The organism is Streptomyces sp. NBC_00385, from assembly GCF_035917155.1.
GTDB lineage: Bacteria > Actinomycetota > Actinomycetes > Streptomycetales > Streptomycetaceae > Streptomyces > Streptomyces poriferorum.
This window is the reverse complement of sequence record NZ_CP107951.1, coordinates 5,382,274-5,396,931: the sequence shown is the minus strand read 5'-3', so window position 1 is coordinate 5,396,931 and position 14,658 is coordinate 5,382,274. Positions and strand designations below refer to the sequence as shown.

Below are 14,658 nucleotides of genomic sequence, written 5' to 3'. Positions count from 1 at the left end.
GGGCCGCCATGATTTCATGCCTGGACGTCGGAGCGGTGATCCCGTGGTCGCACGAGGGTGCCCCTGGGGGCGCACAGGCGCTCCAGGGGCACCACAAAGTGGTGGCGTCAGCCGCCGAGCGCGCCGCCCGCGCCGCCCGCCTCGTCGGCGGCCAGCGGGTCGGTCCTCAAGTGGATGACACCGTAGTCGTAGGCATGCCGCCGGTAGACGACACTGGGTTCCTTCGTCTCGGAGTCGACGAACAGATAGAAGTCGTGACCGACCAGTTCCATCTCGTAGAGCGCCTGGTCGAGCGACATGGGTGCCGCGACGTGCGTCTTCTCGCGCATCACCAGCGGTCCTTCGCCCTGTACCTCGAGCGAGCCGATCCTGGTGGTGGGTACGGGCTGTGCCGTCTCGTCGGCGACCAGTTCGCCGTCGCCGTTGAACGACGCCGCGTCCGGCACCATTTCACCGACCTCAGCAGCGGGGATGCGACCCGTGCCGCGGCGGCTGTAGCGCTTGTCGTGCTGCTTGCGCAGCCGCGCCTCCAGCTTGCCTGTGGCCAGGTCCAGCGCTGCGTACGGGTCGCCTGCGGCCGCTTCTGCCCGGATGACCGGCCCACGCGAGCGGAGCGTGATCTCCACCCGGTCGGAGCGGTCTGCCTGACGAGGATTCGGCTCCTTGGACACCTCCACGTCGAGGCTGATCACCTTGCCGTCGAACTTCTGGATCTTGTCCAGCTTCAGCTTCTCGGCCACGTGCTTGCGGAACCGCTCGGGCACCTCGGTCTTGCGGCCCTTGACGACGATGTCCACGCAGAACTCCGTTCCCGGATCGCTCCGCTCAGTGGCGGAGCATCTCCCTTTTGCACCAGGCCCCGGTGATGACCGGAGCCGCGGACTCGGTGACTTCCACCTCCTCCTCCCCCGTCGGCAAGGTCTCCACCCCACCGAATTCCCGGTTTCCGAACGCCGGTGGGTCGCCTGCCCGAAACCTGGTGGTGCATTCGTCGAGGCCTGGCATTCACCATTCCTCACAACCGAACATAGCCTGCCAGGACGGATGTCGGCACCCGCTACTCGCACGTACCTCCGTTCAGGTCTTTTTACCCACTCACTACCTGCAACGATGCAAGTTCAGTTCCAGTTCCGGTTTATTTCGAAGGCGGACGGAGAAGCTGCGACAACCGCCGCGTGACGCACTCCGGAACCGGCGCTCCCCCACCCGCCGGCCTCGTCGATCGCCCGGGCCGCTTCGGCCAGGGAGGCACCTGTCGTCAACAGGTCGTCCACCAGCACCACCCGTCCGGCGGCAAGCAGCCGCCCACCGCCGGCCACGACAGCCAGCGCGCCCGCCAGGTTCTCCCGGCGCTCACGCGCGCCGAGCCCGGACTGATCGGCCACCGGACGCCGCTGCCGCAGCACACCGGCCACCCGGGCCGACGTGCCCGCACGGCGCAGTTCCGCGGCGGCCGCCAGAGCGATCCGACGGGCCGGATCGTGCCCACGCGCGGCGACGGCCCGGCGCGCCGACGGTACGGGCACCAGCAGCAGGGGGCTCCCGTCGGACGACGACCCCGCCCCGGCCCTCACGGCACCCGCCAGCGCCCTTCCGGCGGCTCCGGCGAGGCCGAGTGCGCCCCGCTCCTTGTGGGCCAGCAGCACCGCGCGTACCGCGTTCCCGTAACCGGCGGCCGCGTGTACGAGGGGCAGACCGAGGGGCTCCGGATCAGGTCTCACCCGGCGGGGCGCCCCGCCGTACAGCTGCGCGGCACACTCCTCGCACAGCTCCGTCCGTGGACTGCCGCAGCCGCCGCAGTCCACCGGCAGGACCAGTCCCGCGATCTCACGCCACCACCCGCGCATGGCTCCACTGTGCCCGCGCCGAGGCGGCCCGACCACCCCTGTGGACAACGGCCGGGCACCGCGGAACACCCGGCTGCGGAGGTCAGCCCGGGTAGACCAGCGCCGAACCTTCCTTCAGCACCGTCTGCCAGTTGTCGCCGGGCAGCAGTTTCACTATTCCGTCGCCGACCGTGTCCGCCATCAGCGGAAGCTGTTCGTCGTCCGCCGCCGCGATGGCCCGCACCTGGTTGACACCGGGCAGCACGCCCGAGGAGGGCGTCGAACCGTCCGCCTGCACGTAGCGGACCTGCTGCACCCCTCCCTCCTCCTTGCCGACCACCACGAGGCGGCTGCCGCCCGACCACGACATCGCGGTCACGTCGGCCAGCTGCGGTGCTGCGTGCCTCAGGTCCACCACGGATACCTGCTCCTTGCCCTGCGGGCCCTGCCGCTCGATCCGGCCGATCTGCAGCGTCGTCCGGTCGCCCAGGGTCATCATCAGTGCGATGCGTACCCCGTCCGAGGACAGGCGCAGTGCCGTGATCCGGCTGCCGTCCAGGATCGGCACGGTGACCTCCTCCGGCTTGCCCGTGCCGTCGGCCAGGCGCAGCAGCCGGGGGTTGTCCGGGTCGCGGTCGGCGACCCAGAGGTCGCCCCGGCTGTCCCAGCTGGGCGCGGTGAGCCGGTCCCCGGCCTTCGTGGCCCTGCTGGTCACCACCGGTGCCCCGAGTTCCCCGCCCGTGGCGAGGGGGGCCACGTAGAGCGCGTCCTTGTTCGGCGAGAGCGCAGCCGCCGACTGCTCGTCCCGGGCCACTCCGACCGCGCTCACCCGCAGGGAACCGCTGCCGAACGGACCGGCCACCGGCTCCGGCTCGCCACTGCCCCGGGTGCTTCCCGGGATGCGCTCCACATGCCCCTTGGCATCGACGAAGTACTGGCTGTCGGAACCGCCCGACGAACCGTCGGGGGCGTACTCCTCGGCCTGGTCCGCTCCCAGCACGCACAGCGCCGACCCGTCGGACCGCTGCAGCTCGACCTGCTCGACCCGTGCGGATGTCAGGTCCCGGAGAGTGAAGAGCACCTGCGAGGCCATCATCCGGCAGGAGCGCTGCCCGACTCCGTCCGCCTTCTTGTTGAGGGGGACCTTCAGCACGTTGCGGTCGTCGGGGGTCAGCGACGTGACGCCCTTGCGCAGTCCGGTACCCGCGGGGAAGCGGGACGCGACCACCGGCCGCAGCCAGTCGGTCGGCCCTCTGAGGAGGCTGCGAACGGCCTGCGTCACCGTGTCCATACCGGTGGCGGGATCGGTCCGGTTACGGATGTAGACGGGGTCGGCGACCAGCGTGGACTGTGCCTCGGTCCGCCCGGTGGCGAAGTAGAACTTGTTGACGGAACGGTAGAGGCGCTTGAAGTCGGACTGCCCGAGAACCAGGCCGTCCGGCACTCTGTCGATGCGCCATTCGCTGCCGTCCGCCCCCTTCTGCCGCACCAGGTTGAGCGTCTGGGAGTAGTCGGTCGGCGCGACCGGCTGGTAGGCGTTCTGGCCGTCGACCGTCGCCACCTCCTCACCGGTCAGGGTGTAGGTGACCTCGTCGGTACTGCGGTCGCTGTCGTGGACCGGCCGGTCGCTCCGGTTCGGCGCGTTGGCCAGCACCGTGGTGAGCGCGCCCGGCTTCCAGTCGCTCGACGCCTTCTTCGTGAGGTACTGGCGGGTCGTCCTGAAATCGGAGTCGTCACTGGTCATCGACTCCAGGAAGCCGTCGACCACCTCGTTCGGAGTGGCTCCGTCACGCGGCGCGACCGCGTACACCTGCACCTGGGAGTCACCGGGCTGCGAGGCGTCCACCGCCTTGACGTCCCCGGTGACGGGCATCGAGCCGCACGCGGACAACAGCACGGCGCCGCATCCGAGCAGCACGGTCGCCCCCACCGCACGTCCACGGCCGCCCTGACGACGGTCAGTGCCCACGAGTCGTGTCCTCCCGCCCCGGATCCTGCCCCGGAGAGTCGTTGTGACGGTCCGGCCGTTCCCCGGCGGGACGCGGCACCACACGTGCGCCGTTGCCCGGGAGGGCCGCCGGATGCACCGAGGCCGGTGTGGTCCGGGCAGGCATGGGCGCCCGGGCCGGTACGGGCAGCGCTGCCCGGTCCGTGCCGACGGGCTGCGAAGGCACCGCCACCAGCCGGTGCTCGCTGCTCCCGGCAGGAGCGGACGCGGCCCGCTCCCGGTTCTCACGGTTGCGCCGCGAGTCCTCGGGCTCCAGCGGTATCGGCGATCCGCGCAGCGGTTCGTCCGCCGTACGCGGCAGCGTCAGCCGGAACTGCGAGCCGCCGCCCGGCTCGCCCCAGGCCTGCAGCCAGCCGCCGTGCAGCCGTGCGTCCTCGACGGCGATGGACAGCCCGAGGCCGGTGCCACCGGTCGTCCTGGCACGGGCCGGGTCGGCCCGCCAGAAACGGTTGAACACCCGGGTCGCCTCTCCGGGCTTCAGCCCCACGCCGTAGTCCCGGACGGCCACGGCGACCGCTCCGCCGGCCACACCCATCCGCACCACGACATCGCGGCCTTCGCCGTGCTCGACGGCGTTGACCACCAGATTGCGCAGGACCCTCTCGACCCGACGCGCATCGGCCTCGGCGATCACGGGCTGCTCGTCGCCGACCACCCGGATCCGGCTGCCCTTGCGCTCGGCCAGCGGTTCGGCCCCACCGATCACCCGCCGCACGACCTGCCGCAGATCTATCGGCTCGGCCTCCAGCGCCGCCGCACCGGCGTCGAAACGGCTGATCTCCAGCAGATCGGAGAGCAGCGACTCGAACCGGTCGAGCTGGTCCCCGAGGAGCTCCGCGGAACGCGCGGTGACCGGGTCGAAGTCGACCCGTGCCTCGTGAATGACGTCCGCGGCCATGCGCACGGTCGTCAGCGGCGTCCGAAGCTCGTGCGAGACGTCGGAGACGAAGCGCCGCTGCATCCGGGAGAGCTCCTCCAACTGCTGGATCTTCAGCTGGAGATTCTGCGCCATCTTGTTGAAGGCTTCACCGAGCCGGGCGATGTCGTCCTCGCCGGTGACCTTCATCCGCTCCTGGAGCCGGCCGGCCGAGAGCCGTTCGGCGATCCCCGCGGCCATGCGTACGGGGGTGACGACCTGGCGCACCACGAACCACGCGATGGCCCCGAGCAACACGACCACGAACAGGCCCGCGGTCGCCAGTGTGCCCTTGATCAGGGTCAGGGACTTCTCCTCCTGCGTCAGCGGGAAGACGTAGTACAGCTGGTACGGATTGCGGTCGATGTCATAGAGCCGCTTGCCCACGATGAGACCGGGCTGCGGATCCTGCCCGTTCGAGTACTTGATCTGGGCGTACGTCTGGAAGGCTCCGGGTCCCTTGTTCACGGACTCGCGCAGTTTCTGCGGAATGCTCTCGGCCTCGACGCTGCCCGAGCCGCGCGGCGCGCGGGACCCCTCGTCGGCGCTGAGCGCCACCACGTTGAAGGCGTACTTCCCACCACTGGCGAGCTGGTCGACGAGCTCGGTCCGCCAGGAGTTGTTGGCCGTCGTGCCGTCTGCGGTGTCACCGCCCTGAGAGGGGGGGACCGGTGCGTTCGCCTTCTCCTGGGCGGCGACGAACCCTCCGGCGGCCTGTGTCTGGGCTGCTTTGCCCTTCGCGTCCAGCAGGCCGTTGCGCACCTGGCCGATCACGACGAGACCGAGCAGCAGCACCACACCGAGCGACATCAGCAGCGTGCCGGCGACGACCCGCAACTGGAGGTTGCGCCGCCACAGCCGTACGGCAGGCAGCAGCGGACGCCTCACCCAGCGCATCAGCAGCCGCGGCACCGGCCCGCCGGGCGCCCGGTCCTGGAACAACCGGCCGCCCTGCAGGAAGCGCCCCACCGGAGATGACATGTGCCCTGAACCGGCAGCCCGCTCCGCACGGACTCCCGGCTCCCCGGGCTTCGGAGCAGTGCTACCCAGGGACATATCAGCTCGGTCCGGCCTTGTAACCGACGCCTCGGACGGTCACGACGATCTCCGGCCGCTCCGGGTCCTTCTCGACCTTGGAGCGAAGTCGCTGCACGTGGACATTCACCAGACGGGTGTCAGCGGCGTGACGGTATCCCCAGACCTGCTCGAGGAGTACCTCACGGGTGAAGACCTGCCACGGCTTGCGGGCGAGCGCGACCAGCAGGTCGAACTCCAGCGGGGTCAGGGCGATGGACTGCCCCTCCCGCTTCACCGAATGCCCGGCCACATCTATGACCAGGTCCCCGATGGTCAGCTGTTCCGGTGCCGGTTCCTCGGACCTCCGCAAACGTGCCCTGATCCGGGCAACCAACTCCTTAGGTTTGAACGGCTTGACGATGTAGTCGTCGGCCCCGGACTCCAGGCCCACCACCACGTCAACCGTGTCGCTCTTGGCAGTGAGCATGACGATCGGCACACCGGACTCGGCCCTGATCAACCTGCAGACCTCGATGCCGTCCCTACCGGGCAGCATGAGATCCAGCAGAACCAGGTCCGGCTTTGCCTCACGAAATGCAGCAAGTGCCTTGTCGCCGTCCGCTACGAACGACGGCTCGAACCCCTCACCACGCAGCACAATCCCGAGCATCTCGGCCAGTGCGGTGTCGTCGTCGACGACAAGGACGCGTCCCTTCATAAACGACATCATCCCATTAGCTAATCGTTACCTGCGATGATCTGGCACACAGCTCTGCCAGTTCGACCCCTGTGACCGGGGAGATTACGCCCTCCTCCGTGACGATCGCCGTGACCAGCTCCGGCGGCGTGATGTCGAAGGCGGGGTTGTACGCCGGGGTTCCCACCGGGGCCACGGGCACTCCGCCCGCACCCCTCCCGTCACCCCCCAGCCGCGATGGTGTGACCTCGGTCACTTCCCGGGCCGGTCGCTGCTCCACGGTGATGGCCGCACCGTCCGCGGTGTGCAGATCCACGGTCGTGGTCGGTGCCACCACGATGAACGGTACGTGGTGATACTTCGCGAGAACCGCCAGCGGATAGCTCCCGACCTTGTTGGCCACCGACCCGTCGGCAGCGATGCGGTCCGCCCCGATGAGCACGGCATCCACTTCGCCCGCGGCAAACAACGACCCCGCGGCGTTGTCCGTGAGCAGGGTGTACGGCATACCGTTGCGTGCGGCCTCGTACGCGGTGAGCCGGGCGCCCTGCAGCAGCGGACGGGTCTCGTCCACCCACAGCCGCCTGAGCCGCCCCGCCCGGTGCGCACCTAGCGCCACCGCGAAGGCCGTTCCCTCGCCCCCGGAGACAAGCGCCCCGGTGTTGCAGTGGGTCAGCAGCCGATGGCCGCCGCCGGGCAGCAGCTCGTTCAGCAGGGCGAGCCCGAACCGGGCCATGTGCCCGCTGGCCACGGCGTCCTCCCGGTGCAGCGCCCGGGCCTCGTCCAGCGCCACCGCCGCCGCCCGCTCCGGACCGGCCCCCTTGTCGACGGCCGCCCAGTACGCCCCGGAGGCACGCCGTACCCCGTACCCGAGGTTCACCGCGGTGGGCCGCGCCTGCTCCAGCAGACCCGCGGCCTCCGCCACGTCATAGCCCCGCGCGGCGGCGAGAGCCACCCCGTAGGCCCCTGCGATGCCCAGCAGAGGGGCCCCGCGTACCGCCAGCGTCCGGATCGCCTCCACCAGCGCGGGGACGTCGGTACAGGCAAGCTCCGCCTCCTCGGCCGGCAGCCTCGTCTGGTCGAGAAGCACCAGGACAGGGCCTTCCGGAGGCTCGTCCCAGCGAAGTACGGGAAGCGCGGCGGGCTCGCTGCCCACCGGCGATTGCGCGTCCTGATCAGCCATCCGTCCAGTCTGCCCCGTGGGACGCCCGCGCAGGAAGGAACGAAGGAGATCCAGCGCCAGGCCCGGACGGGTGCCACGCGTGGCACGATGGCTGCCAACCTGACGCCCCGATGCGCGGACAGGACCGTGAAGGAGCGAGAATGAACGACACTCCGGGCTGGGCCTCGCCCGGATCTGCCCCCTCCGACGACCAGGAGGCAGGCGTCCCCCGGCCTTCCGAGCCCGTCGACGGCAGCGGACCTGCGGGGAACTGGTCTTCCACGCAGCCGCCCGCAGGGCAGTGGTCCGCGCCGGGCAGTCCCACCACCGGCCCCGGCACACCGCCCCCCTACCCGGGCTGGGGCGTTCCCCCGCAGGGACACGGCTGGGGGCGGCAGCCCGCTGCTGCCAAACCCGGCGTCATCCCCCTGCGGCCCCTGGGCGTCGGTGAGATCCTGGACGGTGCCGTCTCCACCATGCGCGCGCACTGGCGCACGGTCCTCGGCATCACGCTCACCGTCTCCGTGATCGCCCAGGCCGGCATCCTGCTGGTGCAGCGGTACCTTCTGCCGGAACCCCCGTCGATCGACCGGAACGCCACCGGATCGGAGGCCCTGCGCCAGGCCACCGACTCGCTCCGCTCCAGCCTGCTCAACACCGCCCCGCCTCTGCTCATCTCGATGCTCGCCACGATCTTCACCACCGCAGTGCTGACCGTGGTGATCAGCCGCTCGGTGCTGGGCCGCCCCGTCACGCTCTCCGACGCCTGGACCGAGGCCCGGCCCCGGCTGCTCCCGCTCCTGGGCCTGACCCTCCTGCTGGCCCTCATGGCCGCGGTCATCATGACCGCGGGAATCCTCCCGGGTTTCCTGATCGGCGACACGGCAGGGGTCGGCCTCGCCTTCATCGGACTGCTCGCGGCCGGCGGTGTGTTCCTCTGGCTCATGGTCCGCTTCTGCCTCGCCTCCCCGGCGCTGATGCTGGAACGGCAGTCGATCACCGCATCGCTGCGTCGCTCCGCCAAACTGGTCCGCGGCGCCTGGTGGCGGACCTTCGGCATCCTCGCGCTCACCTGGCTGCTGACGCTCATCGTGACGCTCGTGATCGGCATGCCGTTCGGCCTCATCGCGATGGCGGTGGACGACGGCGGTCTGAGCTCCTTCCTCACCGACGGAGCCACCAGTTTCGGCTGGCCGTTCCTGATCGTCTCCGCGATCGGCGACGTGGTCATCGCGACGATCACCTATCCTCTGTCCGCCGGTGTCATGGCCCTTCTCTACGTGGACCAGCGCATCCGGCGAGAAGCGCTCGACCTCGACCTCGCCAGGGCAGCCGGCCTGCCCGGCTACGACAACAGGAGCTGACACCGTGTCGGGGGCGGGTGGCACAGCGGCAGCAGAGCTACTGATCCGCGCGAGCGGCGACATACCCGTGGACACTCCACGGGTGCCCGCCCGCGAAGCCGCGCGGCACGAACTGTCCAAGCCGATGTACCACGAGAACGATCCGAACCCGCTCCAGCGTGCTCTGGAACATCTCTGGGACTGGATCGGTGACCTCCTTTCGACCGCCTCGGGCGCTGCCCCGGGCGGACCTGTGGGGCTGGTCGTACTCGTACTGATCGTGATCGCCCTGATCGCCGGGCTCCTATGGCGTCTGGGCGCGCCGCAGCGCACCTCGCGTGGGGCAGCGGACGCCCTCTTCGAGAGCGGCCTCCGCGGCGCACCGGAACACCGCGCCGCCGCCGAGGCCCACGCCGCTGCCGGCCACTGGAGCCAGGCGGTCCAGGAGCGGATGCGCGCCATCGTCCGCTCGCTGGAGGAACGCGCTCTGCTCGACGCCCGCCCCGGACGCACCGCCGACGAGGCCGCCGCGGAGGCGGGCCGCGCACTTCCCGCACACGCCACACGGCTCCGGGCGGCAGCCCGGACCTTCGACGACGTGACATACGGCGGGCGATCGGCCGACCAGCAGACGTACCTGACCGTGCTCACCCTCGATCTCGACATCGAGTCCGCGACACCGCACCTCTCCGGCACCCTCCTGGAGGCTGCCGAATGACCGCGACGGCCGCTCCCTCCACCTCCGCCTCCCTCACGCCGCGTCAGGTCTGGATCCGCGCTCGCGGGCTCCTGCTTGCCCTTCTCGTGCTCGTCGCCGCAGGTATCGCCCTGGCAGCCACCCGCTCCGGAGACCAGCACGGCCGGCTCGACCCCCGCTCCGCAGACGGATACGGCAGCAGGGCCGTCGCCGAACTCCTCAAAGACCGAGGCATATCCGTCCGCGTCGTCACCACGCTTCGGGACGCCACGGCCGCAGCCGGCTCCGACACCACTCTGCTGGTCGCCGCCCCCAATCTGCTGACGCCGTCTCAGCAGGACGCGCTCCGTGCGGAAACCGCCGATACGGGCGGCCGGACCGTCCTCCTCGCTGCCGGTCCGCCCTCCGTGGGCGCACTGGCACCCGGTGTCCGCGCGCGGTCCACCGTGCCGGTTTCCACACGTGCCCCACAGTGCTCGCTGGCCGCCGCACGCCATGCCGGCGAGGCCGAGACAGGGGGATTCCGCTACACGTCGAGCGGTGTCGGCGCCCGCGCCTGCTACCCGGCCGCCGGCCTTCCCTCCCTGCTGATCCTGGAACAGCCCGCCTCGGGCGACACCGTCCTGCTCGGATCCCCCGACCTCCTCTACAACGACCGTCTGGACAACGAGGGCAATGCCTCGCTGGCCCTTCAACTCCTCGGCTCGCGCCCCCATCTGGTCTGGTACCTCCCCTCGCTCGGTGATCCCTCGGCCGCGGGCAGCAACGGAGACAACGACAGCGGCACGGACGGCGACGGCGCGGAGGACGAAAGCAGCTTCATCGACCTGATGCCGTCAGGCTGGCTCTGGGGAACCCTCCAACTCGCCCTCGCAGCCGTACTCGCCGCGATCTGGCGGGCACGGCGCCTGGGCCCCGTGGTCGCCGAGCGGCTGCCCGTGGCCATCCGCGCCTCCGAGTCCACCGAGGGCCGTGCCCGCCTCCAGCGCAAGGCCAAGGCCCGCGACCGGGCTGCCGCCGCCCTGCGCCACGCCGCCCGTACCCGCCTCGCCCCCCTGGTCGGCGTCTCCCCGCGCGACGCACACGCCCCCGCGACGCTCCTCCCCGCCGTGTCCGTACGCCGCGGTGCCGATGGCACCCGCCTCCACGAACTGCTCTTCGGCTCGGTCCCTTCGGACGACGCCGCTCTCGTCCTTCTGGCAGAACAACTCGACACCCTCGAAAGGGAGGTCCGTACCTCATGAGCGCCCCGCCCCCCATTCCCGCCGGGACAACCGGGACCGTCAGCGGCGACGCCGCGGCCCGCGCCTCCCTGGAAGCGCTGCGCTCCGAGATCGCGAAGGCCGTGGTCGGCCAGGACCCGGCGGTCACCGGTCTCGTGGTCGCGCTGCTGTGCCGCGGCCATGTCCTGCTGGAAGGTGTCCCCGGCGTGGCCAAGACCCTCCTGGTCCGGGCCCTCGCAGCGTCGCTCCAACTCGACACCAAACGCGTCCAGTTCACCCCCGACCTGATGCCGAGTGACGTCACGGGCTCACTCGTCTACGACGCCCGCACCGCCGAGTTCTCCTTCCAGCCGGGACCGGTGTTCACGAACCTTCTGCTCGCCGACGAGATCAACCGGACGCCTCCCAAGACCCAGTCCTCCCTTTTGGAAGCGATGGAGGAACGCCAGGTCACCGTCGACGGCACTCCTCGCCCCCTGCCGGACCCGTTCCTCGTGGCGGCAACGCAGAACCCCGTGGAGTACGAGGGCACCTATCCCCTCCCCGAAGCCCAGTTGGACCGGTTTCTCCTCAAGCTGACGGTCCCACTGCCGTCCCGCGACGACGAGATCAACGTCCTGACCCGCCATGCCGACGGCTTCAACCCCCGCGACCTGCACGCAGCCGGCATACGACCGGTCGCCGGGCCCGCCGACCTGGAGGCCGCACGCATCGCTGTCGCCAGGACCACCGTCTCCCCCGAAATCGCCGGCTATGTCGTGGATATCTGTCGTGCCACGCGTGAATCCCCCTCGCTCTCCCTGGGTGTCTCACCCCGGGGCGCCACCGCTCTGCTCTCCACTGCCCGTGCCTGGGCCTGGCTGACCGGCCGCGACTACGTCACCCCCGACGACGTGAAAGCCCTCGCACTCCCCACGCTCCGGCACCGCATTCAGTTGCGGCCCGAGGCGGAGATGGAGGGAGTCACCCCGGACTCCGTCATCACCGCGGTTCTCGCCCATGTCCCCGTACCCCGTTGAGGCGGTGAATGGTGGCCCTTACCGGACGCACCTCTCTGCTCGCCGCCCTTGGGTCACTCCCTGTAGGCATACTGGCCCCGAGCTGGACGGGTATGCTCGCGGTCAACGCCCCGCTTCTTCTAGCAATTCTGTGCGACTACGCCCTGGCAGCACCAGTCCGCCAGCTCCATTTCACTCGATCCGGTGATACAACCGTTCGACTCGGTGACAGCGCCGAAGTGCTACTCACCGTAGTCAATCCTTCCCGTCGTCGCCTGCGGGCACACCTCCGCGACGCATGGCCTCCCAGCAGTTGGTTCCCGGGCACGGACCAGGCAGCGTCTCGCCACAGACTGGATGTCCCGCCCGGTGAACGCCGCCGTGTCACCACGGTGCTGCGCCCCACCCGTCGCGGTGACCGCCGGGCGGAACAGATCACCGTCCGCTCCTACGGCCCGCTGGGACTCGCGGCCCGCCAGGGCAGCCATCACGCCCCGTGGAAGGTACGCGTCCTGCCACCCTTCACGAGCCGCAAGCACCTGCCGTCCCGCCTGGCCAGGCTGCGCGAGCTGGACGGCCGTACAAGTGTCCTCACCCGGGGCGAGGGCACGGAGTTCGACAGTCTGCGCGCCTACGTCCCCGGTGACGACACCCGCTCGATCGACTGGCGGGCCACCGCGCGCCAGTCGGCGGTCGCCGTACGGACCTGGCGCCCCGAGCGCGACCGTCACATCCTCATCGTCCTCGACACCGGCCGTACGTCGGCGGGCCGGGTCGGTGATGTGCCCCGCCTCGACGCGTCGATGGACGCGGCTCTCCTTCTCACCGCCCTGGCGACCCGAGCCGGCGATCGCGTGGACCTTCTCGCCCACGACCGCCGTGTGCGCGCCCAGGTCCGGGGCCGGGGCGCCGGCGACGTCCTGTCGGCCATGGTCGACGCCCTGGCCCCGCTGGAGCCGGAACTCGTGGAAACCGACGCCCGGGGTCTGAGCGCCGCCGCGCTGACGCATGCCCCTCGGCGCTCCCTCATCGTGCTGCTGACCAGCCTTGACGCAGCCCCTGTCGAGGAAGGGCTGCTGCCCGTGCTGCCCCGTCTTACTCAGCGCCATACCGTGCTGCTGGCAGCCGTGCGGGACCCTCACATCGAGGAGATGGCGGCAGCGAGGGGAACAGTGGACGCGATCTACGACGCTGCCGCGGGAGCCCAGGCGCAGGCAGAACGGCGTCGGACTGCGGACCGGCTCCAGCGTCACGGCGTGGTCGTCGTGGACGCCACCCCGGACAGCCTCGCGCCGTCCCTCGCGGACGCCTACCTGGCCCTCAAGGCCGCCGGCCGGCTGTAAGGCCCGTCCCCTCCCCCCGCCCCGGGCCCCGAGCGGGGGCAGGGGCAGGGGACGAATTGCGAGGAGAGTCAGCCTCGGATCCCTGCCGTATCCGGCTCGTGGTGTGACTCGCGGTCGGACCAGGGAAGCAGGAACGGCGTGAACAGCATGAGAAGACCGGCGATGGCGATCGCGGCGCGAGGACCGGTGACGGCGGCCAGCAGACCCCATAGCCCGGTCATGGCCGCGACCGTCAGCTTGCTGGTGACCGACCACGCCGACAGGGTGCGGACGATCCGGTCCGTCGCCGTCTGCTCGAGCCGATAGGTGGCGAACACCGGGTTGAACACACCCATACAGGTGATCAGCCCGAACTCGACCACGATGACGAGCACGAGTCCGCCCGCACCGGGCCGGACGAAGGCCAGCCCGAGCGACCAGCACGCGCGCAGCGCCCCGGCGGCGAGCAGGGCCCTCTGGCGTCCGACCCGTGCGACGAGCCCGCGGGCCAGCCGTGAGCCGATGATCCCGCCGACACAGGGCAGGCCGAACGCAAGGCCGTACTGCCAGGGGGCGAACCCGAGGTCCCCGAGCATGAGGACGGCGAGCAGCGGCGAGGTTGCCATGATCAGACCGCTGACCAGGACCGTGTTGAAGAACAGAGGACGCAGGGCCGGGTGGCTCAGGATGTGCCGCCACCCTTCGAGCAGGTCGCGGGGCCGGAGCCGCGACCTGGGCATACCCGTTCGCGCGGGGTACGGCTCGCTGCCACCGATGGCACGGATGCCTGCGGCTGAGAGCAGATAGCTGACCGCATCGGCCACCACCGTCGTCACCGGTCCGAAGAATCCGATCGCCGCCGTGCCGGCCGGCGGTCCGAGCACCGTGACGGTCCAAGCCGTGGACTCGAACCGTCCGTTCGCGACGAGCAGGTCCTCAGGCCGCACGAGCGTCTTCAGATACGCGCCGCTGGCCGCGGTGAACGCGATATCCGCCGCGCCGACGACAACGGACACGAGCAGAAGCTGCGCGAAGCCGAGCAGACCGAGCGCATACGCGGCAGGTACGCTCATCAGCGCTGCGAACCGGGTCAGGTCCATCGCGACCATCACCGGCCGCTTGCGCCGGAACTCCAGCCACGGCCCCAGCGGCACGGCTACGGCGGCTCCCACAGCAAGCCCTGCCGCGGCCAGTACGGACACCTGGGTCGGCCCAGCGTGGAGTGCGAGGATCGCGATCAGAGCGAACGCGTCGAACGCCAGCCGGGTGCCGAACCCACTGACGGCATACGCCGCCCACAGCCACCCGAACTGCCGCCCCAACGGTCTCCTGCCCACCATGCTCAGCCACCCTTGATGTCCTACCGAACAAACAGACATTGCCCGGGGAGAGCTAATCGAGCAGGACAACAGCAGGTCAAACAACAGAGTTGGCGCCACTGCACAACGA

At 70.5% G+C, this 14,658-nt stretch carries 12 protein-coding genes; 5 read left to right on the top strand and 7 right to left on the bottom strand.

The window, feature by feature from the left end; translation table 11 throughout:
- Positions 1-107: 107 nt before the first annotated feature.
- The 6 genes from hpf to mtnA all read right to left on the bottom strand — a co-directional run bounded on the left by hpf (position 108) and on the right by mtnA (position 7,647).
- The gene (hpf, locus tag OG959_RS24130) at positions 108-797 is read right to left on the bottom strand and encodes a ribosome hibernation-promoting factor, HPF/YfiA family (RefSeq protein ID WP_326661614.1); all 690 of its coding nucleotides are present in this window, start codon (positions 795-797) and stop codon (positions 108-110) included.
- A gap of 321 nt (positions 798-1,118) precedes the next feature.
- Entirely contained in the window at positions 1,119-1,847 is a 729-nt protein-coding gene (locus OG959_RS24125; RefSeq protein WP_326661612.1) for a ComF family protein, read from the bottom strand.
- Between the two features lie 82 nt (positions 1,848-1,929).
- Positions 1,930-3,699 (bottom strand): LpqB family beta-propeller domain-containing protein, encoded by a 1,770-nt coding sequence (locus tag OG959_RS24120; protein ID WP_326666581.1) that lies wholly within the window; start codon positions 3,697-3,699, stop codon positions 1,930-1,932.
- 85 nt (positions 3,700-3,784) lie between these two features.
- The gene (mtrB, locus tag OG959_RS24115) at positions 3,785-5,806 is read right to left on the bottom strand and encodes an MtrAB system histidine kinase MtrB (protein WP_326661610.1); all 2,022 of its coding nucleotides are present in this window, start codon (positions 5,804-5,806) and stop codon (positions 3,785-3,787) included.
- 1 nt (position 5,807) lies between these two features.
- Positions 5,808-6,497 carry a two-component system response regulator MtrA gene (mtrA, locus tag OG959_RS24110; protein WP_187282414.1) on the bottom strand — a complete coding sequence of 230 codons (690 nt, stop codon included), beginning with the start codon at positions 6,495-6,497 and terminating at the stop codon, positions 5,808-5,810.
- A gap of 4 nt (positions 6,498-6,501) precedes the next feature.
- Positions 6,502-7,647: an S-methyl-5-thioribose-1-phosphate isomerase gene (mtnA, locus tag OG959_RS24105; protein ID WP_326661607.1), complete on the bottom strand. Its 1,146-nt coding sequence runs from the start codon at positions 7,645-7,647 to the stop codon at positions 6,502-6,504.
- A 140-nt stretch (positions 7,648-7,787) separates the two neighbouring features.
- On the opposite strand from mtnA, the gene OG959_RS24100 reads away from it, so the two are divergent.
- From OG959_RS24100 to OG959_RS24080, 5 genes are read left to right on the top strand one after another with little or no spacing between them, the layout of a single operon-like run.
- Positions 7,788-8,990 carry a glycerophosphoryl diester phosphodiesterase membrane domain-containing protein gene (locus OG959_RS24100; protein WP_326661605.1) on the top strand — a complete coding sequence of 401 codons (1,203 nt, stop codon included), beginning with the start codon at positions 7,788-7,790 and terminating at the stop codon, positions 8,988-8,990.
- A gap of 4 nt (positions 8,991-8,994) precedes the next feature.
- Positions 8,995-9,687 carry a DUF4129 domain-containing protein gene (locus OG959_RS24095; protein ID WP_326661604.1) on the top strand — a complete coding sequence of 231 codons (693 nt, stop codon included), beginning with the start codon at positions 8,995-8,997 and terminating at the stop codon, positions 9,685-9,687.
- Positions 9,684-10,910 (top strand): DUF4350 domain-containing protein, encoded by a 1,227-nt coding sequence (locus tag OG959_RS24090; protein ID WP_326661603.1) that lies wholly within the window; start codon positions 9,684-9,686, stop codon positions 10,908-10,910. The genes OG959_RS24095 and OG959_RS24090 overlap by 4 nt, the downstream gene beginning before the upstream one ends.
- The gene (locus OG959_RS24085) at positions 10,907-11,908 is read left to right on the top strand and encodes an AAA family ATPase (protein WP_326661601.1); all 1,002 of its coding nucleotides are present in this window, start codon (positions 10,907-10,909) and stop codon (positions 11,906-11,908) included. Before OG959_RS24090 ends, OG959_RS24085 begins: the two co-directional genes overlap by 4 nt.
- Positions 11,909-11,919: 11 nt before the next feature.
- The gene (locus OG959_RS24080) at positions 11,920-13,230 is read left to right on the top strand and encodes a DUF58 domain-containing protein (RefSeq protein ID WP_326666579.1); all 1,311 of its coding nucleotides are present in this window, start codon (positions 11,920-11,922) and stop codon (positions 13,228-13,230) included.
- A gap of 68 nt (positions 13,231-13,298) precedes the next feature.
- Here the strand turns inward: OG959_RS24080 and OG959_RS24075 are convergent, their stop codons facing one another.
- Positions 13,299-14,549, bottom strand: coding sequence for an MFS transporter (locus tag OG959_RS24075; protein WP_326661599.1), 1,251 nt, complete (start codon positions 14,547-14,549; stop codon positions 13,299-13,301).
- Positions 14,550-14,658: the final 109 nt, after the last annotated feature.